21 protein-coding genes and 1 tRNA gene are annotated in these 21,014 nt (G+C 68.2%); 7 read left to right on the top strand and 15 right to left on the bottom strand.

Translation table 11 applies throughout. The annotated features are described in order from the left end of the window. Positions 1-239 precede the first annotated feature (239 nt). A complete protein-coding gene (locus PMI02_RS24410; RefSeq protein ID WP_007688064.1) occupies positions 240-917 on the bottom strand; it encodes an RlmE family RNA methyltransferase in 678 nt (225 codons plus the stop codon). Beyond that, positions 914-2,248 carry a Ppx/GppA phosphatase family protein gene (locus tag PMI02_RS24405; protein WP_007688062.1) on the bottom strand — a complete coding sequence of 445 codons (1,335 nt, stop codon included), beginning with the start codon at positions 2,246-2,248 and terminating at the stop codon, positions 914-916. Before PMI02_RS24405 ends, PMI02_RS24410 begins: the two co-directional genes overlap by 4 nt. A 158-nt stretch (positions 2,249-2,406) precedes the next feature. Between PMI02_RS24405 and PMI02_RS24400 the strand changes: the two genes are divergently transcribed. Next, positions 2,407-2,480, top strand: a tRNA-Gln gene (locus PMI02_RS24400). A gap of 20 nt (positions 2,481-2,500) precedes the next feature. Here PMI02_RS24400 and PMI02_RS24395 read toward each other — a convergent pair. The 5 genes from PMI02_RS24395 to PMI02_RS24375 all read right to left on the bottom strand — a co-directional run bounded on the left by PMI02_RS24395 (position 2,501) and on the right by PMI02_RS24375 (position 9,517). Continuing rightward, the gene (locus PMI02_RS24395) at positions 2,501-3,457 is read right to left on the bottom strand and encodes a homocysteine S-methyltransferase family protein (RefSeq protein ID WP_007688060.1); all 957 of its coding nucleotides are present in this window, start codon (positions 3,455-3,457) and stop codon (positions 2,501-2,503) included. Between the two features lie 144 nt (positions 3,458-3,601). Beyond that, positions 3,602-4,633, bottom strand: coding sequence for an alcohol dehydrogenase catalytic domain-containing protein (locus PMI02_RS24390; RefSeq protein ID WP_007688058.1), 1,032 nt, complete (start codon positions 4,631-4,633; stop codon positions 3,602-3,604). Further along, positions 4,630-5,841, bottom strand: coding sequence for a sulfotransferase (locus tag PMI02_RS24385; RefSeq protein ID WP_238539158.1), 1,212 nt, complete (start codon positions 5,839-5,841; stop codon positions 4,630-4,632). The genes PMI02_RS24390 and PMI02_RS24385 overlap by 4 nt, the downstream gene beginning before the upstream one ends. Continuing rightward, complete coding sequence (locus tag PMI02_RS24380; protein WP_007688054.1) at positions 5,838-7,013, bottom strand: hypothetical protein; 1,176 nt, start codon at positions 7,011-7,013, stop codon at positions 5,838-5,840. Before PMI02_RS24380 ends, PMI02_RS24385 begins: the two co-directional genes overlap by 4 nt. 239 nt (positions 7,014-7,252) lie before the next feature. Then, positions 7,253-9,517: an NADP-dependent malic enzyme gene (locus PMI02_RS24375; protein ID WP_007688053.1), complete on the bottom strand. Its 2,265-nt coding sequence runs from the start codon at positions 9,515-9,517 to the stop codon at positions 7,253-7,255. 113 nt (positions 9,518-9,630) lie between these two features. Here PMI02_RS24375 and mutS point away from each other — a divergent pair, with 113 nt between their 5' ends. After that, positions 9,631-12,234 carry a DNA mismatch repair protein MutS gene (gene mutS, locus PMI02_RS24370; RefSeq protein WP_193372911.1) on the top strand — a complete coding sequence of 868 codons (2,604 nt, stop codon included), beginning with the start codon at positions 9,631-9,633 and terminating at the stop codon, positions 12,232-12,234. A gap of 72 nt (positions 12,235-12,306) precedes the next feature. Here mutS and PMI02_RS24365 read toward each other — a convergent pair whose 3' ends face one another. From PMI02_RS24365 to gluQRS, 5 genes are all read right to left on the bottom strand, one after another. After that, the gene (locus tag PMI02_RS24365) at positions 12,307-12,627 is read right to left on the bottom strand and encodes a hypothetical protein (protein ID WP_007688051.1); all 321 of its coding nucleotides are present in this window, start codon (positions 12,625-12,627) and stop codon (positions 12,307-12,309) included. 106 nt (positions 12,628-12,733) lie between these two features. Beyond that, positions 12,734-13,603: a 3-hydroxyacyl-CoA dehydrogenase family protein gene (locus PMI02_RS24360; protein WP_007688050.1), complete on the bottom strand. Its 870-nt coding sequence runs from the start codon at positions 13,601-13,603 to the stop codon at positions 12,734-12,736. Positions 13,604-13,664: 61 nt separating this feature from the next. Continuing rightward, positions 13,665-14,234, bottom strand: coding sequence for a cob(I)yrinic acid a,c-diamide adenosyltransferase (locus tag PMI02_RS24355; RefSeq protein ID WP_007688049.1), 570 nt, complete (start codon positions 14,232-14,234; stop codon positions 13,665-13,667). Positions 14,235-14,241: 7 nt separating this feature from the next. Next, positions 14,242-14,475 carry an HIG1 domain-containing protein gene (locus PMI02_RS24350; protein WP_007688048.1) on the bottom strand — a complete coding sequence of 78 codons (234 nt, stop codon included), beginning with the start codon at positions 14,473-14,475 and terminating at the stop codon, positions 14,242-14,244. Further along, positions 14,472-15,329: a tRNA glutamyl-Q(34) synthetase GluQRS gene (gluQRS, locus tag PMI02_RS24345; RefSeq protein WP_007688047.1), complete on the bottom strand. Its 858-nt coding sequence runs from the start codon at positions 15,327-15,329 to the stop codon at positions 14,472-14,474. The genes PMI02_RS24350 and gluQRS overlap by 4 nt, the downstream gene beginning before the upstream one ends. Before the next feature lie 135 nt (positions 15,330-15,464). Here gluQRS and PMI02_RS24340 point away from each other — a divergent pair, with 135 nt between their 5' ends. Together PMI02_RS24340 and PMI02_RS24335 are read left to right on the top strand one after the other, a co-directional pair. Further along, the gene (locus PMI02_RS24340) at positions 15,465-16,073 is read left to right on the top strand and encodes an HNH endonuclease (RefSeq protein WP_007688031.1); all 609 of its coding nucleotides are present in this window, start codon (positions 15,465-15,467) and stop codon (positions 16,071-16,073) included. Positions 16,074-16,115: 42 nt separating this feature from the next. Continuing rightward, on the top strand, positions 16,116-16,418 hold the full coding sequence (locus PMI02_RS24335; protein WP_052025720.1) for a YciI family protein: 303 nt from the start codon (positions 16,116-16,118) through the stop codon (positions 16,416-16,418). 30 nt (positions 16,419-16,448) lie between these two features. On the opposite strand, the gene PMI02_RS24330 is transcribed toward PMI02_RS24335, so the two are convergent. After that, positions 16,449-17,732, bottom strand: a complete 1,284-nt coding sequence (locus tag PMI02_RS24330) for a dicarboxylate/amino acid:cation symporter (protein ID WP_007688027.1) — start codon at positions 17,730-17,732, stop codon at positions 16,449-16,451. Between the two features lie 203 nt (positions 17,733-17,935). Here PMI02_RS24330 and glmM point away from each other — a divergent pair, with 203 nt between their 5' ends. The 3 genes from glmM to thiD all read left to right on the top strand — a co-directional run bounded on the left by glmM (position 17,936) and on the right by thiD (position 20,316). After that, on the top strand, positions 17,936-19,276 hold the full coding sequence (gene glmM / locus PMI02_RS24325; RefSeq protein ID WP_007688025.1) for a phosphoglucosamine mutase: 1,341 nt from the start codon (positions 17,936-17,938) through the stop codon (positions 19,274-19,276). Next, entirely contained in the window at positions 19,276-19,503 is a 228-nt protein-coding gene (locus PMI02_RS24320; RefSeq protein ID WP_007688023.1) for a DUF1272 domain-containing protein, read from the top strand. The genes glmM and PMI02_RS24320 overlap by 1 nt, the downstream gene beginning before the upstream one ends. A gap of 63 nt (positions 19,504-19,566) precedes the next feature. Further along, a complete protein-coding gene (gene thiD / locus PMI02_RS24315) occupies positions 19,567-20,316 on the top strand; it encodes a bifunctional hydroxymethylpyrimidine kinase/phosphomethylpyrimidine kinase (RefSeq protein WP_007688022.1) in 750 nt (249 codons plus the stop codon). A gap of 8 nt (positions 20,317-20,324) precedes the next feature. On the opposite strand, the gene PMI02_RS27465 is transcribed toward thiD, so the two are convergent. Then, on the bottom strand, positions 20,325-20,492 hold the full coding sequence (locus PMI02_RS27465; protein ID WP_007688021.1) for a hypothetical protein: 168 nt from the start codon (positions 20,490-20,492) through the stop codon (positions 20,325-20,327). A gap of 112 nt (positions 20,493-20,604) precedes the next feature. Next, positions 20,605-21,009, bottom strand: coding sequence for a barstar family protein (locus PMI02_RS24310; protein WP_007688020.1), 405 nt, complete (start codon positions 21,007-21,009; stop codon positions 20,605-20,607). Positions 21,010-21,014: the final 5 nt, after the last annotated feature.

The following is a 21,014-nucleotide window of genomic DNA, read 5'->3' as shown; positions in this document are numbered from 1 at the left end:
CTTGAACTCGCGACCCTCCGCCCATGACGTCGACCCGAAAACACCGCTTCGCCTTGTACTTCGGCTGGCGGATGTCGCGGCATATAACCTAAATGGTTATAAATGTCAAGCCCGACCAACAGCCGTGGTCCCAGCGCAGGCTGGCGCGACGCTGCCAGCGGTCCCAGCCTGCGCTGGGACGACCCGGCCGGTAGGTCGGCCCTGAAGCACTCCGGCAATCCGAAGCGCCACGTTGCCGGTCAGGCTGGCTCTTCCGCCCGGCCCTTGAAGCCCTTGGCGATGACGTACCACTCGGACGAATCCTTGCGGCTGGCCGGCGGCTTGGCGTGCTTCACGCTGGTGAAGTGGCGTTTGAGCAGCGTCAGAAGCTCGGTGTCGGTGCCGCCCGCCAGCACCTTGGCGACGAACGTGCCGCCCGGCGCCATGAACTGGATGGCGAAGTCCGCCGCCGTCTCGACGAGGCCCATGGTGCGCAGGTGGTCGGTCTGCTTGTGGCCGACGGTGTTCGCCGCCATGTCCGACAGCACGAGGTCCGGCGCGCCTTCCAGCGCTTCTTCCAGCGCGGCGGGCGCCTCGTCTGCCATGAAGTCCATCTCGAAGATGGTGACGCCCTCGATCGGGTCGGTAGGCAGCAGGTCGATGCCGACGACCTTGGCCTTGGGCGCCTTGAGGCGCAGCACCTGGCTCCAGCCGCCCGGCGCGATGCCGAGGTCGACCGCGCGGGTGACCCCCTTGAGCAGACCGAACTTCTCGTCCAGCTCGATCAGCTTGTAGGCCGCGCGGCTGCGGTAGCCGTCGGCCTTGGCCTTCTTGACGTAGGGATCGTTGATCTGGCGGGTCAGCCAGCGCGCCGAACTGGTCGTGCGCTTCTTGGCGGTGCGCAGGCGCTCGCCGGGGTCTTTGCCGGAACGGCTCATCTTGCACCTATTGCGTTGCGGACGGCGTCGCCGGTAGCCCGGATGCCCGGCCCCCGGGAATGGCCGTGACTATGGGAAGCGATCAGGCTGCGCAGGATACCCTCGCGGATACCCCGGTCGGCGACGCCGAGGCGCGCCGCGGGCCAGAGGTCGAGGATGGCCTCGAGGATGGCGCAGCCGGCGACCACGAGGTCCGCCCGCTCGCGCCCGATGCAGGCGACTTCGCGGCGCTCCTCGATCGACATCGAGGACAGCCGCGAGGAGATGTCGCGCATCGATTCGGCGGGCACGATCAGCCCGTCGACCATGCGGCGGTCGTACTGCGGCAGTTCGAGGTGGAGGCTGGCTAGCGTGGTGACGGTGCCGCTGGTGCCCAGCAGGCGCAGCGGACCGTCCTGGCTGGCGCTCTCGCGCGCCGGGCCGACGCGCTTGGAAAACGCCGCGAAACTCTCCGCCACCAGGCTGTGCATGTGGCGGTAGCGCTCCAGCCGTTCCTCGCGCGTCGTGCCTTCGCCCCCGCAGCTCTCGGTGAGCGAGACGACGCCCCAGGGCACGCTCTGCCAGTCGAGGATGCGCGGCACGGTGCCGGTGCTCTCGATCAGAACCAACTCGGTCGAGCCGCCGCCGATGTCGAAGATCATCGCCGGGCCGAAGCCGTCCTCAAGCAGGACGTGGCAGCCCAGCACCGCCAACCGCGCTTCCTCGCGCGCGCTGATGATGTCGAGCGCGATGCCGGTTTCCTTGCGCACACGCTCTATGAATTCAGGCCCATTGACGGCGCGCCGGCACGCCTCTGTCGCCACCGAGCGGGCGAGATAGACGTTGCGGCGCATCAGCTTGTCCGCGCAGATACGTAGCGCCGAGAGCGTGCGCTCCATCGCCGCGTCCGACAACCGGCCCGACTGCGCGATCCCCTCACCCAGCCGCACCACGCGGCTGAAGGCGTCGATCACCGTGAAGTTCTCGCCAGAGGGGCGCGCGATCAGCAGGCGGCAGTTGTTGGTGCCAAGGTCGATCGCGGCATAGGACTGGCGCGGCAGGGAGCCGGGCGCGGGTTTCCCGGCGGCCGGGGCCGCTTCCGTCTCCGTGACTGTCGCGGGGACCGCTGCCTGCACGGGAGGCGCGGACTGGGCCCGGGGCTGCTGTTCTGCGCGCGGCGCTTTGCCGGCCTCGGTGACCCGGGCGCCCTTCGCTGGGCGCACCTTCGCCTTGGCTGTGCCGGCGGTCTGGGGGCTACCCGGCGAACCCGCCTTGCCCTTGCGACCTTTTCGCCGCCGTCCCGGGCGGCCCGACACATCGACTTTCGCTGCCGGCGGATCGTGCTCCGCCATGATTTTGATTCTCGTTCACATATCATCCCGCCGGATAGGCGGGCACCTGGCGCTGATGCTAACGCCCCGGAGGCAAAGGCACAAGGGCCGCGACTTTCGAGGGGTTCACCAAGGCGCTTGACGCGAATCAAGACTGGCTCTAGTGGGGCGCCCTCCGGTGCCCCGTCGTCTAATGGTAAGACTACGGATTCTGATTCCGTCTATCGAGGTTCGAATCCTCGCGGGGCATCCAATCTCCCATCTCAGCCAGTATCAAGCGCTGCGCTCTTGCGTAAGCGCATGCCGCACGTTGCGCGCCATCTCGTCGAGATGCGGCGCCCAGGTTCCGCAGCAGCCGCCAAAGATATCGATATGTGGATAGCGCCGCGCCAGGCTGCCGATGCGATTGCCGAGGTCGACGGGATCGCCTTCTTCCAGATGGCCGATCGAGCAGAGTTCGATCTTGTCCTTTGCGCTCGCATTGGGGCGTAAGCTGCGCAGGCGCCGGACCCAGTCTCCCGGTTCGAGCGCGGGTTCGAATTCGAGCGGATGCGAACAATTGATGCCGTAGTAGTCCGGCCTGGCATCGCCTGCCTGCGCATCGACGGTCTCTATGGCGTCCTTGAGGCTTGCGCCCGATTTGAGCCGGTGGTCGCCATCCAGCATGAAGGAGATGCCAAGCGGCAGGCCGATCCGCGCCGCCGCCCGCGCGACGCCGAGCGCTTCGGGGATGCCATTGAACGTGGCCGCCCAGACAAAGTCGACCTCCGCGCGCTTGAGCACTTCGAGCTGAAAGCCGTGATAGTCCTCGGCTTCGTCGGCCGTGATCGTCCGGTTGAGCGAATAGGCATCCCCGCGCGGGCCGACTTGTCCGCCGATGAGGATTTCCGTGACCTGTCCCTCATAGGGCCGCGCGACCTCGCGCAGGAAGGCAATCGACCGCTGGAGCGCATCGGCGAGCCCGTCGCGGGAATAGCCGAGCTTGTCGCCCCAGTCCGGGCTGCCGCGATAGTCGAGCCCGGACAGCATCGCGACGAAGCCGTGCTCGGCGGCGACGTCGAGCACGCGGCTGTACATCACCTTCAGGTCAGACATGGCGGCGGGATTGTCGAGTAGCGGGTACATGGCAAATTCCGGCAGGTCGTGCCCGTACCGATAGTGTATCTCGGTCTCCTGACCGCCTTCCGTCAGATAGAGGCGGCCGTCTTTCTGCGACGCGAATCCTGCCATCTTCCACGTCCTCGGGTTGATGGCGTCGATACTATCCGATCGAGAGCGTCACTTGAAGTCCTGCGGTACCACCGCCGCGACTGCCACGTCCCGCCCACATCCACGCGAACGACCGAGACCGCTAGTGCGTGCCTGCGGCTGCGTTCATTCGCCCATGCAGACGTGGACCTTGGTCTGGTCGTTCGCGCCGCGCAGCATCTCGAACGTCGCCGGCATATCGATGAGGCCGACGTTCGCGCTCACGATCGCCTTGGGATCGACGTGGCCGCCGCCGTGGAGGCGGTCGCGGTCGAGCATTTCGGCGATGTAGAGGAATTCCTTCATGGAATAGCCGACCGCGAAATGCATCGACACGCACTTGTAGCTCGCCAGCGCGGGGATCACCGGGTCGGGCGAAGTGCAGAAGCCGAGGCTGACGATCCGCCCGAACGGGGCGGCGTGGGCCACGGCCTTCATCAACATGCCCTCGGCGCCGACGCATTCGAGCACGACCTGCGGCGCTCCGCCGAGCGCCTCGACGACCTCGCCCGCCTCGTTGTCGCCGAAAGCCACGAAGGCATCCGCGCCCATGTCGAGGCACAGGTCCCTGCGGCGGGGCGAGCGCGACATCGCGGCGATGCGTCCCGCCCCCAGACGCCGCGCCCAGTAGATCGCGTAAAGCGCCACCGTGCCGCCGCCGAGCACGACGACCCGGTCGCCGGGCCTGATCTGCGCCATGCGCGTTCCATAGAGGCTGATCGCCATCGGCTCGATCAGCGCGCCGTCGGCCATCGACAGCGTCTGCGGCAGCCGCGTCGCGACGCTGGCGGGCACTTTCGCATATTCTGAGAAGCCCACCATGGCACTGCCCGGTTTCGTCTGGCACAGCACGTTGTTGCCATGCGCGTGGCACGGCTCGCACGCGCCGCAGGCGACCGATGGCAGGACCGCGATGCGCTCGCCGAGTTTCCAGCCGGTGACGTGAGCGCCCAGTCCGACGACCGTCCCTGCATATTCATGGCCGAACTGCGCGCCCGGACCGTAGTCCCACATGCCGCCCTTCGTCATCGACAGGTCGGTGCCGCAGATGCCGCAGCGATCGACGCGGATCAGGAGGTCGCCGGGACCGGGTTCGGGATCGGGCAGGGTTTCGATGACGATGGGCCTGCCCTGCCCCGGATAGATCGCCGCCTTCATGCCCGCTTCTCCACCAGATCGTAGCGCTCGATATAGTCCGCGAACGGCGCGCGCGCTTCCTCGACGGTCATACTGTAGTCGGCGATCGAATAGCGGTGGACGCCGTGGCTCAGTTCCGGCTTCTCGTCGATCCGCTGGAGCAGCGCGGCGCGGGTATCCTGCGGGATGTCCATGGCGATGAACCGGTAGATCGCCTCCACCGTTTCCATGGGCCGGGCATGGAAGTCGGCGTGGACGACGTCGAGCACCTGCCCTGGATGGCGCGCCTTCACGGCTTCCGCCTTGCGGACGGCATGGGCCCACTTGGCGACTTCGCGGCGCAGCAGGTTCTCGGCGCGCTGCCCGGTCCGCTCGGGCTCCATCAGGGCGTTGAGGTTCATCAGCAGCGACACGAGGCTGGGCACCGCCTTGCCCGGATCGCGGTGCGTCTGGATCACCCGCGCATCGGGGAACACCGCGAAGAGCAGGTCCAGATGCTCGATATGGCCGGGGTTCTTGAGCAGCCAGCGCTTTTCGGGCTCGTGCATACCGATCAGCTGCACGCACTTCGCGAAGTGGCGGTAAGCCGCCGTCTCGTCCTGGCACTGCCACCACGCGTCATAGGTCGCCGCCGACCAGCCGCACGACCACAGGTTCGAGACGAATGACTGGCGCAGCACCATGCAGCATTCGTGGACTTCCTCTGCCGCCCGGAAATGCGCGGCCTTGGCGCCCGGCGCCGCGGCGTACTGCGCATCGAGCGCGGCGACGGTCTTGCGGTACTGTGGGTATTCGCCCCATGCCTCCATCGGCGGCCGCGGCATCGGGCTGTCGAGCAGCCACGTCTGCAGCCCCTGGAAGCGCGGATCGACCGCAAGCAGCCGGTGCAGTGCAGTGGTCCCGGTGCGCGGAACCCCGGTGATGACGACCGGCGAGAGCACCGTCCGCGCATCGAAGCCAGGATTCGCCTTCATCGCCGCGATCGCCTGCGCGCGGCCGCGCAGCACGCCCACGACCATTCCCCAGGCCATGCGCCGCCCGGTCTCGGAGAAGCGCGGATCGTAGTCCATCGACTGCAGCAGCACGGTGAGACCGGACAGGTAGTCGGCGGGTCCGAAGTCATCCGAGCCGACCTCTGCCGCGACGATGTCGTGCAGCTGGCCAAGGGCGTGGCGGAAAGCCTCGGGCGGATCGTAGCTCAGGTCCATGTCGCTTGCCCTTCCGCTCACCACCGTCTTCGGCGCTGGCAGGCGACTACGCGGCGGCGGATTTCCTCGGCGCGCTCCTCGGGGCCGACCACGGGCGTATCGGCGGGGAGATGCGCGCGCAGCTCCGCCAGCTTGACGCGCTGGATCGTCGGCACCGGCTCGCTGTCGCAGTCGTACCAGCGGCCGTAGATGCCACCCTCGGTGTAGCCAGCCGGGTCTAGCCAGTTGGGCACGCCGGGATCGGTGAGCGCGATGACGCCCCGGTACTTGCCATCGCTGGACAGCGTGGCCATCGCCCCGTTCGTGCTGCTCAGGCGATAGACGTATTCGAGGGCGTTGAAGTACGGGTCGTTGAGCTGGATGTTCCAGTAGGGCGCGCTCTCCGGGATCTCCGTCTCGATGATGAGCGCCTCGTCGGGCTCGAGCTGGAAGCACGCGGGCCAGTAGGTCTGTTTCACCAGCGCGCCGGGATAGCGGACCGGTTCGAACACGTTGAAGCCGACCCGCTCCTTCACGCCGTTCTGCATCTGGTAGTAGAGGTCGGTCTTGCGCGCCGGGAATTTCGCCATCTCGCGGATGCGGTGGAGAATGTCCTCCGGCGACAGGCGGGGCTTGGGCGGCACGGCGTCAAGGCATTCGATCGAGAGCACCGGGTCGGTCTCGCCCGCCCAGTCATACATCCGGTAGCGTAGGTACATGCCGCGCGCCGACGGATCGATTGGCGCCCAGTAGCCGTCGTAGCCCGCGGGTCTCGCGGCGCTGAAGATGATCGAGAAGTCCTCGCCCAGTCCTATGCCGAGGTCATTGGTGTCGAGTTCGTTGTGGCCGTTGGGCCGGGGCATCTCGTCCACCGTCCCGGAAAGCGCGGCCTGCGTGGTGAACGAGAGGATCTTGCAAGTCCCCCGGTTGCCCGAGACGCGGTACGTCAGGTCGCCCCGGATCGGCGACTGGACGTAGATGTCGTCCGGGTTGGGCTGGAGCGTGTAGACCGGGTTCCATAGCGGCGCCCAGTCGGGATGCTCGGCGTCGGCGTGGAAGTACATGAAGTACGCATAGGACAGGCTCGTCATCGTCTGGCGGTAGACGTCGGCGCGGTAGGCCGGATCCTCGGGCCGCCAGGTGTTGCCCAGGTTGTCGACGGAGCGTTCGAGGTCCACCAGCAGCGGGAGGATCGACGGTGGTATCTCGGGCATGGCGCATCCTGCTCTGGTTATGAGACCGAGATAGATAGCTTATACTATCTTCGTCAACCCGGAAGCATTCTTGGAGCGAACCGCGAGGCCATCGTCGGTGCGGGTTGCGGCATCAGGTGAACATGCGCGCCGGCTGATAGAAACGAAACGGGGCCGCGCCTTCGCAGGCACGGCCCCGGATATCGACTTCGGGAAAAGCAGAACGCAGGGGCCGCAACCCTTGTGTTCCTGTCGCGGCCTCAGCCGGCGATGCCAGCCGCCGCCAGCACGGCGAGGGTCAGCACGTCGGGAGCGATCGCGGTCATCGGCGCGATCTGCACCGGCTTCTCCATGCCCAGCAGCATCGGCCCGATGGTGGTCGTGCCGCCGACTTCGCGCAGCAGCTTGGCCGAGAGGTTGGCGGACTGCAGCCCCGGCATGATGAGCACGTTGGCCGGCGCGGTCAGGCGGCTGAACGGATAGAGCGCCATGACCTTGGGGTTGAGCGCCGCATCCGGGGCCAGCTCGCCTTCGTACTCGAAGTCCGGCTGCTGCTGGTCGAGGATGTGGATCGCCTCGCGCGTCGTATCCAGCCACTTGCCCGCCGGGTTGCCGAAGGTCGAGTAGCTGAGGAACGCCACGCGCGGCTCATGGCCGAGCTTGCGGGCGACCGCTGCCGTCTCCGTCGCGATGACCGCGAGTTCCTCGGCGCTCGGGCGCTCGTTGATGGTGGTGTCGGCCATGAACACGGTGTGGTTCTTGCCCACCAGCATGTGGATGCCGAAGGGCAGCTGGCCCTCCGCCGGGTCGAGCACGCGGCGCACTTCCTTCATCGACTGCGCGAAGGGCCGGGTCATGCCGGTGATCATCGCATCGCCGACGCCCAGCTTGAGCAGGCCCGAGGCGAAGATGTTGCGGTCGGTGTTGACCATGCGCTGCACGTCGCGCTGCAGGAAGCCCCGGCGCTTGAGGCGCTCGTAGAGCATCTCGACCATCGGGGTGACATGCTCGGACACCATCGAGTTCTCGATGTGGAAGCTCTCCGGGTGCGGCACGCCCAGCTCGGCCATGCGGTCGAGGATGACCTGGGTGCGGCCGACCAGGATCGGCTCGCCGTAGCCGAAGTCGCGGTACTGGACCGCGGCGCGCAGCACGACTTCGTTGTCCGCCTCGGCGAAGATCACTCGCTTGGGGTTGGCCTTGACCTGCTCGTAGACGCGGGTGAGCACCGAGGTCGTCGGGTTGAGGCGCGCTTTCAGCTGGTGGCGATAGGCCTCGAAGTCGTCGATCGGCTTCTGCGCCACGCCCGATTCCATCGCTGCCCTGGCCACGGCCATCGGCACGACTTCCATCAGCCGCGGGTCGAAGGGCGCGGGGATGATGTAATCGCGGCCGAAGACCTGCGTCTCGCCGCCGTAGGCCGCCGCGACGTCCTCGTGGACCTGCTCGCGCGCCAGTTCGGCGATGGCGGTGGCGGCGGCGATCTTCATCTCCTCGTTGATCGCGGTCGCCCGCACGTCGAGCGCGCCGCGGAAGATGAAGGGGAAGCCCAGGACGTTGTTGACCTGGTTGGGATAGTCCGAGCGGCCGGTGGCGACGATCGCGTCGGGGCGCACCGCCTTGGCTTCGGGCGGGGTGATCTCGGGATCGGGGTTGGCCATCGCGAAGATGATCGGCTCGGGCGCCATCGACTTGACCATGTCCTGCGTGATCGCGCCCTTGGCCGACAGGCCGAGCACGACGTCGGCGCCGACGAGGGCTTCGGCCAGCGTGCGCTTCTCGGTCTTGACGGCGTGGGCCGACTTGAACTGGTCGACCCGCTCTCGGCCGGGGTAGATGACGCCGCGCGTGTCGCAGACGAGGACGTTCTCATGCTTCACGCCCATCGACTTGATGAGCGAGGTGCAGGCCAGCGCCGAGGCGCCGGCGCCGTTCACCACCACCTTGATCTCGTCCAGCTTGCGGCCGGTGACGAGGCAGGCGTTGATGAGACCCGCGGCCGCGATGATCGCGGTGCCGTGCTGGTCGTCGTGCATGACCGGGATCTTCATCCGCTCGCGCAGGGTCTGCTCGATGATGAAGCACTCGGGCGCCTTGATGTCCTCGAGGTTGATGCCGCCGAAGCTCGGCTCCATCATCGCGATCGCCTCGATCAGCGCCTCGGTGTCCTCGCTGGCGAGTTCGATGTCGATGGAATCGACGTCGGCGAAGCGCTTGAACAGGACGGCCTTGCCCTCCATCACCGGCTTGGAGGCCAGCGCGCCGAGGTTGCCCATGCCCAGGATCGCGGTGCCGTTCGAGATGACCGCGACGAGGTTGCCCTTGGCGGTGTAGTCGTAGGCGGTCGCGGGATCGTCGGCGATGGCCTGCACCGGCACGGCTACGCCCGGCGAGTAGGCGAGGCTGAGGTCGCGCTGGGTCGCCATCGGCTTGGAGGCGATAATCTCGATCTTACCCGGACGCTGCGTGCTGTGGTAGAACAGCGCCTCGCGATCGGTGAACTGGACCTTGCTTTTCTCGGACAAGCGATATCTCCCGGTTACGCCTCGCGCCCTAACCAATCTCGGGCCGACGCGATAGGGGAAAGGGTGCTAGGTGGCGCTTCACAGAACGGGTGGCGTGCCGCTATCGCCGGGGCATGACTTCAGCCCCGACTCCGATGATGGCGCAGTACCTCGCCTTGCGCGAGGAAGCGGGCGATTGCCTGCTGTTCTACCGCATGGGCGACTTCTTCGAGCTGTTCTTCGATGACGCCAGGGCGGCGAGCCAGATCCTCGACATCGCGCTGACCACGCGCGGCGAACATGCCGGCGTGCCGATCCCGATGTGCGGAGTGCCGGTCCACGCGGCGGAGGGCTATCTCGCGAGGCTCATCAAGGCGGGCTGCCGCGTCGCCATCGCCGAGCAGGTCGAAACCCCGGCCGAGGCCAAGAAGCGCGGCGGCTACAAGGCACTGGTCGCGCGCGACATCGTGCGCTTCGTCACCGCCGGAACGCTGACCGAGGAAGCCCTGCTCGAACCGCGCCGCGCCAACGTGCTCGCCGCCGCCTGCGAGCTTCGGGGCACGGTGGGCATAGCCGCGGTCGACATCTCCACCGGCCGCATGGAGCTGGAGGAATGCCCGCCCGAGCGCCTTCCCGCCGCCCTCGCCCGCCTCGGCGCCAGCGAACTGGTGGTGCCTGACGGTTGGGACGCCGCTCCGGAAGCCGCGATCCCGCGCTCCGCCCACGAGTTCTCGTCCGACGGCGGCGAGGCCCGGCTTAAGCTAGTCCACGGCGTCGCCACGCTCGACGGCTTCGGCGCCTTCACCCGGCCGATGCTGGCGGCGGTGGGCGGGCTGATCGCCTATCTCGACCACGTCGGGCGCGGCAAGCTGCCGCTGCTGCTCCCGCCCGAGGCGCGCGCCGGCGACGCCGCGCTCGCCATGGACGAGGCGACGCGCGCAAGCCTCGAAATCCTCGAGTCCTCGCAGGGCGGGCGCAAGGGCAGCCTGGTCGACGCGATCGACCGCTGCGTCACCGGGGCGGGCGCGCGCCAGCTGGCCGACGACCTCTCCGCCCCGCTCACCGACCGCATCGCCATCGCCGGGCGGCTGGAACTGGTCGAATGGCTCCACGACGACGCGCTGCTGCGCGAGGACCTGCGCGCCGCGCTGCGCGCCCTGCCCGACCTCGGCCGCGCGCTCGGCCGCGTGGTGGCGGGACGCGGCTCTCCGCGCGATCTCGGCCAGCTGCGCGACGGCCTCTCGGGCGCGCGCCGGATCGGTGAGCGGCTGAGGGCGATGGACGGGCTGCCGGTGCTGCTCGAGCGGGTGCTTCCGGACCTCGGCGGGCATGCGGCGCTGGTCGATCACTTCGCCCGCGCGCTGGTGGAAACCCCGCCGACCGAGCGCGGCCAGGGCGGCTACATCGCCGCCGGCTACGACGCCGCGCTCGACGAACTGCGCGTCATGTCCGGCAATGCCCGCCGCGCCATCGCCGCGCTGGAGGCGAAATATCGCGAGGAAACCGGCGTCGCCTCGCTCAAGATCAAGCACAACAACGTGCTCGGCTACTTCATCGAGGTCGCCCAGCGCCATGCCGACAGGCTGCTCGAACCCGACAGCGGCTTCACGCACCGTCAGACCATGGCCGGCGCGATGCGCTTCAACGCCCTCGCCCTCCACGAGGAAGCCGCGCGCATCACCGAGGCCGGGGCCCACGCCCTCGCCGCCGAGGAAGCGCATTTCGAGGAGCTGGTCGCCGAGGCCATCGCCGCGCGCCAGTCGATCGCCCGCACCGCCGCCGCCCTCGCCCGCATCGACGTCGCCGCAGGGCAAGCCGAACGCGCCGCCGAGGGGGGCTGGACCCGCCCGCAGGTGGTCGAGGGTATCTCGCTCGACATCGAGGGCGGGCGTCACCCGGTGGTCGAGGCCGCGCTGAAGGCGCAGGGCGAGCGCTTCGTCGCCAACGACTGCCGCCTCGCCAGCCACGACCGGCTCTGGCTCATAGGTGGCCCTAACATGGGCGGTAAGTCGACCTTCCTGCGCCAGAACGCGCTGATCGTCCTGCTTGCGCAGGCGGGCGGCTTCGTGCCCGCCAAGTCGGCGCGGATCGGCATGGTCGACCGCTTGTTCAGCCGCGTCGGCGCTTCCGACAACCTCGCGCGCGGGCGCTCGACCTTCATGGTCGAGATGGTGGAGACCGCCGCCATCCTCGCGCAGGCTTCCCCGAGCAGCTTCGTCATCCTCGACGAAGTGGGCCGTGGCACCTCGACCTATGACGGCCTCGCGCTGGCGTGGGCGGTGGCCGAGGCGGTCCACGAGACCAACCGCTGCCGCTGCCTCTTCGCCACCCACTACCACGAACTCGCGCGGCTGGCCGAAACCTGTGAAGCATTGTCGCTCCACCACGTCCGCGCGCGTGAGTGGAAGGGCGACCTCGTGCTGCTGCACGAACTGTCGGAAGGCCCGGCGGACCGCAGCTACGGTCTGGCCGTCGCGCGCCTCGCCGGGGTGCCGCCCAAGGTCATCAGCCGGGCGAAGTCGGTTCTGGAAAAGCTCGAAAAGGGCCGCGCCGAGACGGGCGGGCTGGCAGCGGGCCTCGGCGACCTGCCGTTGTTCGCAGCGGCCCAGGTGACCCGGGAAACCGAGTGCGACACCTTGCGCGACAAGTTGCGCGACATGGACGTGGACGCCCTCGCCCCCCGCGACGCGCTTGAGATCCTCTACGACCTCAAGCGCGAGGCGGGTAACCAACCTTAACTCCGGGCAGGCGGAATTCCCGGGGGTCCCAGCCTTCGCGGGGACGACGGCCGTTGGCGGCAGTTGCCCGCCTCAGCTGTCATCGTCGGCGAAATCCTCGTCGGCGGCGTTACGCTTGCCGTAGCGGCCTTCGAGGTCGTCCATCGTTTCCTCGCCGTCGAAGGCGGACATGTCGATGGTGCCGCTGCTGTCCATCTGGTTCATATGATCGACGATGTCCTGGACATCGTCCTCACCCTCGATACCGCCCTTGACCTTTTCGGTGTCCCCGAGGCCGGCATTGGACGAGGTGCGGCCCTGCGCCTCGTCGGCAACGGCCTGCGCCTGGGTGTCTTCCTCTTCCTGCTCGTCGTTCACCGTTTCGGGCGGGAGGTCGTCGGTGCGTTCGGTCATGGGAAATCTCCTTTGCAGGAGTAACGGGCGGGGGGAGCCGGGGGTTCCGGTCCGGGGAGATAAGAGGGAAGGACCTGGAGCGATCGCCCCAGGTCTCGGCGTTCCGTTACCGGCTCGGAACCGGCGTCTCGCCCGAGTAATCGTAGAACCCCTTGCCCGACTTGCGACCATACCAGCCCGCCTCGACGTACTTCTGCAGCAGCGGCGCGGGACGGTACTTGGGATCGCCGGTGGTTGAGTGGAACACCTTCATGATCGCGTAGAGCGTATCGAGCCCGACGAAGTCGGCCAGCGTCAGCGGGCCCATCGGGTGGTTGAGGCCGATCTTGCAGCCCGCGTCGATGTCCTCGACCGAGCCGATTCCGGCGCCGAGCACGAAGATCGCCTCATTGAGCATCGGGCACAGGATGCGGTTGACGACGAAGCCGGGCTCGTCACCGGCAAGGACCACGGTCTTGCCCAGCTTCTCGCCGAACGCCTTCATCCGGTCGATGGTGTCCTGCGAGGTGGCGAGGCCGGGGATCACTTCGACGAGGCCCATGACCGGGACCGGGTTGAAGAAATGCAGACCGCAGAAGCGCGCGGGATCGGGCGAACCGGCGGCCATGCGGGTGATCGGGATCGAGCTGGTGTTCGAGGCCATGATCGCATCGGGGCCGAGCACCTTGCCGGCGGCTTCGAAGATCTTCGCCTTGATGTCCTCGCGCTCGGTGGCGGCCTCGATGATGAGGTCGGCGCCCGACAGCGCGGCATAGTCGCCGACCGGGGTGATGCGGGCGAGCAGCGCGTCGGCGTCGGCCTGGCTGATCTTTTCCTTGGCGACCAGCTTGGCGAGGCTTTTCGCGATGCCGGCCTTGCCCTTCTCGGCGATCTCGAGGCTGATGTCGGTCAGGACCACGTCGAGCCCTACGCCCGCCACCGTCTGGGCAATGCCCGCGCCCATGATCCCTGCGCCGATGATACCGACTGTCTGCACTGCCAAACTCCCTCTCAACGTGATGCGAGCGCTGGGTAGCGGCTCGGCTCCGTCGGGGAACCTAGCGATTCTGACCGGGGACCCAAAGCACGTCGTCGGCGCCGTCCGAATTGACCGCCCGGGCGAGGACGAAGAGGTAGTCGCTCAGCCGGTTGATATAGGCGAGCGCGGCGGGGTTGACCGGATCGGCGGCGGCCAGCGCGGTGGCACGGCGCTCGGCCGAGCGAGTGGAGGCACGGGCGATGTGGACGCGCGCGGCCGCCTCGCTGCCGCCGGGCAGGATGAAGCTGCGCAGGGGCGCGAGCCGCTCGTTGACCGCGTCGATCGCAGCTTCCAGCCAGTCGACCTGCGCGGGGACGATGCGCAGGGTCATCTCGCCGGGCGCGAAGTCGTCACCCGGCGTGGCGAGGTCGGCGCCGAGGTCGAACATGTCGTTCTGGATGCGGGTGAGGTTGACGGCGTGTTCGGTACCGACCAGCGCGCAGACGGCGAGGCCGATGGCGCTGTTCGCCTCGTCCACCGCGCCGATCGCTTCCATGCGCGCCGCGTGCTTGGGCAGGCGCGAGCCGTCGACGAGGCCGGTGGAACCGTCGTCTCCGGTGCGGGTGTAGATCTTGTTGAGCCGGACCACGCTGGCGTCAGCGCGCCATCGCCAGCAGCAGCGCGCAGACCAGCACGGCGGCGGCCTGGTACTTGATGCGGTTGAACATCATCTTGTTCTGCAGCAACTGATTCGCGCTCGGCCCGGTCAGGCTGGGATCGCGGTTGAGGTCTTCCTTGGTGCTGTTCAGGAAGGCGGCGATGCCGCGCACGAGAGTGATGACGACCATGATCATCAGCACGACGACGACAGGGATCAGGATGTAGCTCATGGCGCCTGATGTACGCCCTGTGAAAGCGAAATGCCAGCGGGGAGGCGTCCCTCGCGCAGTGCCTGGGCGATGGCGGCGCCGTCTTCCCCGGCGCGGCGCCGGTCTGCCAGCGAAGGCGCGCCGCGCCGCTTGGCGAGCTTGCGCAGTTCGCCGTCACGGGCCGACTCGACCAGCAGCGGGTGGTGCAGCCATGTCGGCACCGCCAGGCCGAGCAACGCCTGGAGCAGGCGGTGGACGTGGCTGGCGGGGAACAGGTCCATGCCGCGTGTGACCAGGGTGATGCCGTCGGTCGCATCGTCGAGCGTGGCGGCGAGGTGGTAGCTGGCGGGCAGGTCCTTCCTCAGGAGCACGACGTCGCCGAAGATGTCCGGCGTGGCGCTTTGTGGGCCGGCGGCCTCGTCCGTCCATGCGAGCGGGCCGGTCAGCGCCGTAGCCTTCGCCACGTCCAGCCGCCATGCGGCGTGGGCGGGATCGGCTGCGCGGTGGCGGCAGGTGCCCGGATAGATGGGCCCGTCGGGGCCGATCTCCTGCGCAGCGGCGGCGATCTCGGCGCGGGTGCAGGTGCAGGGGTAGATGAGGCCCATCGTCTTGAGCCGCTCCCCAGCCTCGGCATAACTGGCGAGCCGGCGCGACTGGAACACCGTGTCCCCGTCCCACGCAAGGCCGAGCCATTCGAGGTCGCGCAGGAACTCGTCGACGAATTCGGCCCGGCTGCGTGTCCCGTCGATGTCCTCGATGCGCAGGATACATTCGCCGCCGCGCGCGCGCGCAACGTCATGTGCCACCAGCGCGGCGTAGGCGTGGCCGAGGTGCAGCGGCCCGTTGGGGCTGGGGGCGAAACGGGTGCGGATCATATCGCCTCTCGTTACCCAAGCTGTGGATTGCTGGCGACCCCCACGATCCAGCCATCTTGACGCGCCATCACTCAGGTGCTGGAAAGTACCCATGCGTTGCCATCAAACAGCAATGATAGACTGCGACAGGAGGCCATGCTCAGGGCGGACCTGATCGAGCGCGCGGCCCGGTTCCGCAGCGCGGAGGGTGATCCCTCCCGAAGTCTTTCAGACTGCCCTGCCCTTGTCCTCAATGCGGACTACACGCCGCTCTCCTATTACCCGCTGAGCCTCTGGCCCTGGCAGACCGCGATCAAGGCGGTGGTGCTGGAACGGGTCGACATCATCTCCAGCTACGAGCGCGCCGTCCACAGCCCGAGCTGGACGATGCAGATCCCCTCGGTGATCGCGCTGCGCCAGTACGTGCGGCCGAGCGAGTTCCCCGCCTTCACCCGCTTCAACCTGTTCCTGCGCGACCGCTTCTCGTGCCAGTACTGCGGCAGCCCGCACAACCTGACCTTCGACCATGTCGTCCCCCGCCGCCTCGGCGGACGGACGAGCTGGGAGAACATCCTGACCGCCTGCTCGCCCTGCAACCTGAGGAAGGGCGGGCGCACCCCCAAGCAGGCGCACATGCCGCCGCTGGTCCAGCCGATCCGCCCGACCAGCTGGCAGCTCCAGGAACGCGGCCGGGGCTTCCCCCCCAACCATCTCCACGAAACATGGCGCGACTGGCTCTACTGGGACATCGAGCTGGAGGAGTAAGGCCGGTGACCAAGTCACCTCATTTCGTTCCCCAGCGAGGCCATGGTGGTCACGGAGGAAGAATTTCCGATCGTCGGCGCCGAATCCCGCGCAGTGATCGAGGAAGCGAAAGAGGCAGGCGTCTACGTCTTCGGCGGCGGCATCGCCGAGACGGTCGATCCGGTGCTGGTCTCGAGCGACGGCTCGGTATCGACCAAGATCTATCCGGGCAGCGAACTCAGGGGCGGGTTCACCGTACTCGAGCTGCCGACGCGCGGGGACGCCGTCGAATGGGCGAGAAAGATCGCGGTCGCCTGCCGCTGCTCGCAGGAACTGCGAGAGTTCATGTACGATCCCGCCAGCTAGGGCGAAGGCGCGCCGCGGGCGGCGGACCGTTCAGTGAAGGGTCTCGGCCGCCGGCGGCTCGTCCACGCCCGCATCGACGGCGCTGGTCACGGCCACGTCCATGGTCACGTTGCCGAGCGTGCGCATGAGGTCCGGCAGGACCTCCACCGCGACCAGCACGCCCAGCGGCCAGAGCGGCACGCCCATGGCTGCCGCTATCGGGCCGATCGAGGAGACGAAGCTGATCGTGCCCGGCAGCGAAACCGCGCCGAACGTCGTCGCAAAGGCCACGAACGTGCCAGCCATCAGCGCCCCGGTCGTCAGCTCCAGCCCGGCGAGCTTCGCCGCGTAGATCGCCACCGCCATGTTCATCGCCGGCCCGGTGGCACGGAACAGCGTCACGGCGAGCGGCAGCGCGAACTCCGAGGTGGTCGACGAGATACCCAGCTTGCGGCTGGAAGCCAGCATCGCCGGCAGCGTCGCGATCGAGGACTGGGTGGAGATCGCCACGACCTGCGCAGGCAGCATGGCGGCGGCGAAGGCGCCGAGCTTCTTGCGCCCCGCCAGCACGGCGATGACATATCCCGCGACCATCACCACGGTGCCCACGGCCACCACCAGCACGATGTAGTGCGCCAGTGCGCCCAGCGCCGCGCCGCCGCTGTGGATGCCGAGCGAGAGCCCGAGCGAGAAGACGCCGATCGGGGCGAGGCCCAGCACCCACCCGATCACCACCATCATCGCCCCCGCCAGCCCCTCGAACAGCACCGCGAGCATCCGGCGCGGCTCGTCCGCCAGCCGGGTCGAGGCGAAGGCGAACAGGGCGACGAAGATGATGACCGGCAGCATCGCGTTTTCGGCCGCCGCCGAGACGACGTTGTCGGGCAGGAGCGAGGACAGGAAATCGGCGATGCCCGGCACCTTGCCGGGGTCGACGCCGTGAGCGAAGCTGACGCCCTCCGGCACCGGGAACAGCCTGAGCAGCAGCGGCGTGGCGACAGCGCCAAGCACCGCGCTGAAGGCGAGGAAGCTGACGATGATCCCCAGCGTCCGGCGCGCCATCGCCCCGGCGCGCGCGGCGGCCACGGTCTCGACGATGCCGGAGAACAGCAGCCCCGCGACCAGGGGCAGGATCGTCATCTGCAGGCCCTGGAGCCACAGCGAACCGATCGGCCCCGCCACCGCCAGCGCGGTGTCCGCCGCGGGTTTCCCGGCGATCAGCAGCCCGATCACCAGACCCGCGACAAGACCCGCGAGGGTCAGCACTCCCGGCACCCGGATCTCGGGGATTCGCGAGGGACCGGCGGTCGGGGAAGTCAAAGGGGGCGTGGTCATCGCCGACAGATAGTCAGACCCACGCCGGATAGCAATTTGCCTGCGGGGACAAGGGTTCAGGGTGGAGGAGACAGGATTTCGGGATTTGCTTGAAATCCGCTACGCCGCATTTCTAAACGCGATGTAAGAGCGCATTCAGGTCGCGGTAACGGCATTCGCCTATGGAAGGCGCGGCTTTTCGGCAAAACGGATTTCCAGACGGTATGGGTAAGCAGTTCTTCGGCACCGACGGCATTCGCGGCCGCACCAACCAGGGGGCGATGACCGCCGCCATGGCGATGAAGGTCGGGCAAGCCGCCGGCACGCGCTTCCTGCGCGGCACCCACCGCCACCGCGTCGTCATCGGCAAGGACACCCGCCTGTCGGGCTACATGCTGGAGAACGCGATGGTCGCGGGCTTCACCAGCGTCGGCATGGACGTGGTGCTGCTCGGCCCCATGCCCACCCCCGCCGTCGCCCTGTTGACTCGCGAACTGCGCGCGGACGTGGGCGTGATGATCTCGGCCAGCCACAACCCTTACGAGGACAACGGCATCAAGCTGTTCGGCCCCGACGGCTTCAAGCTCTCCGACGAGGACGAGCTGGCGATCGAGGCGATGCTGGGCACCGACCTCGCCCTTGCCGCCTCGCCCGAGATCGGGCGCGCCCGCCGCATCGACGACGCGCGCGGCCGCTACATCCACGCGGTCAAGGGCTCGCTCCCCTCCACCGTCCGGCTCGACGGGCTGAAGATCGCGGTCGATTGCGCGAACGGCGCCGCCTACCAGGTCGCCCCTTCCGCCTTCTGGGAACTGGGCGCGGAGATCGTCGCGGTAGGCGTCAACCCCAACGGCAAGAACATCAACGAGCGCTGCGGCTCCACCCATGTCGAACTGCTGCAGGAAACCGTGGTGTCCTCGGGCTCGGACATCGGCATCGCGCTCGACGGTGACGCGGACCGGCTCATCGTGGTCGACGAGAAGGGCAAGACCGTCAACGGCGACCAGATCATGGCGCTGATCGGCGGCCAGTTCGCGGCGCAGGGCACCCTGCGCGGCGGCGGCGTAGTGGCAACGGTGATGTCCAACCTCGGTCTCGAACGCTACCTGGGCGGACTTGGGCTGAACCTTGAACGCACACAGGTGGGCGATCGCCATGTGCTCGAGCGGATGCGCTCGGGCGGCTACAACGTCGGCGGCGAACAGTCGGGCCACATGATCCTGCTCGACCATGCGACCACCGGCGACGGCACGGTGGCCGCGCTGCAGGTGCTCTCCGCGCTCGTCCAGTCCGGCAAGCGCGCGAGCGAGCTGCTGCACCTGTTCGACCCTGTCCCCCAGCTCCTGCGCAACGTGCGCTTCGCCGGCGGCAAACCGCTGGAGGCCGGCAGCGTCAAGGCCGCCATCGCCGATGCCGAGGCCTCGCTCGAAGGGCGCGGGCGGCTGGTCATCCGGCCGTCGGGCACGGAGCCGGTGATCCGCGTCATGGCCGAGGGCGACGATGCGTCCGAAGTCGAGGCGGCGGTCGCCTCGATCTGTCACGCTGTGGAAAAGGCGGCTGCCTGATGGCTCTCGAGATGCGTCCGGACTGCGAGCGCTGCGGCGCCGACCTTCCCGCCGAGGCGCCCGGCGCCTTCATCTGCAGCTTCGAATGCACCTACTGCGCGACCTGCGCCGAGGAGAGCGACGACTTGTGCCCGAACTGCGGAGGCGAACTCACCGACAGACCGACGCGGGCCAAGCGGCACCACGATTCCGCGCCGCCATCGAAAGTGCGGCGCTACAAGGGGTGAAGCCCGGGGGCTGATACTTGCGCTATCTCGACTCCGCCCGCCCCCAGGCGCTAGGGGGCTGGGATGAACCAGCCTCCCCGCATCCTTTCGATCGCCGGCTCCGACAGCTCCGGCGGTGCCGGCATCCAGGCCGACATCAAGACCATCACCCTGCTGGGCGGCTACGCCATGACCGCGATCACCGCGATCACCGCGCAGAACTCGCTGGGCGTGACCGCGGTCGAGACGATGGGCGCCGACATGGTCGCCGCGCAGATCGACGCCTGCATCGGCGACATCGGCGTCGACGCGGTGAAGATCGGCATGCTGGGCAGCGCGGAAATCGCGCGCATGGTCGCTGACCGACTGGAAAATCTCGGCCTTCCGATCGTGTTCGACCCGGTCATGGTCTCCACCGCCGGCTCGGTTCTGGCGGACGAGGCGACGGTGGCGGCGTTTGAGCGGCTCATGGCGGTCGCCTGCCTGACCACGCCCAACGTCGACGAACTGGCCGTGCTGGGCGGCGATGCGGCGCTGTCAGCGCGCGGCGTGGCCTATATCGCCAAGGGCGGCGACGCTCCGGGCGAGACGGTGGTGGATCGGCTCATCCTTCCCGGCCAGGAGCCGCAGGTCTGGACCGCGCCGCGCATCGAGACCCGCCACACCCACGGCACCGGCTGCACCCTGTCGAGCGCGATTGCCACGTTCCTGGGCCAGGGCGCACCGCTCTCCGAAGCGATCGAGGATGCCCGCGACTTCGTGCGCGCCGCCCTGCTCGCCGCGCCCGGCTTCGGCGAGGGCCACGGTCCGATGGGCCACCACGCGGTTCGCTGAGGCGGTTCTCAGTGCGTGCGCATCCGGCGCATGCGCAGAGCCCCGTCGGCGATCATCCCCATCGCCGCCATAGCGCCGCCGGTGAGCCCCGCGGTGCCCATCGCGACGATGACCGGCTGGGCGAAGTCGGCGAGGAGGCGGGTGCGTTCGCTGATGGGTTCGATGAAGCGGGTCATGGGGCGTTCCTGCGGGCTGGGTCTGTGCCGTTGCAGATGAGCCTTTTCCGCACTTCCATGAATTGGGATAAAACCTCTCGTTTCGTTCAACTAAATCGAACAAATGCAAGCCTCATCCCGGCACCACGGTGATCTTCGGGTGATCGGCGAAGATGTCCATGACGATATCGAAGTAGGTCGTACCGCGCCCGGCCTCCAGATCCTCGATCTGGCTGGCTATGGGCGACCCGTTGAAGATCGTCCGTTCAGGCAGCCTGCCGCGAAGGAGCGCCAAGGTCGCACCCCGGCCCAGCGCGGCCCGGCTGGCGTCCATGTCCTTCCAGACGATCACAGCCGGCTGGCCGCCGGGAAGCGCGCCGTAGCCGCCGTAGAGGAGGTCGTTCAGCGCATCGAGGCTTTCGCCCAGCCGCCAGTCCTCCCCCGCCATGAAGACCCGGTTGATCTCGTCGTAGAACGAGGGGATGCCGGTGACGGCGCTCCCCTCGATGACGAAGCGGGCGGTAGGCAGCTCCTCCATGGCGC

This window comes from Novosphingobium sp. AP12 (assembly GCF_000281975.1).
Lineage (GTDB): Bacteria > Pseudomonadota > Alphaproteobacteria > Sphingomonadales > Sphingomonadaceae > Novosphingobium.
Note: the sequence above shows the minus strand (reverse complement) of the source record. Positions and strands in the feature narration are given on the sequence as shown.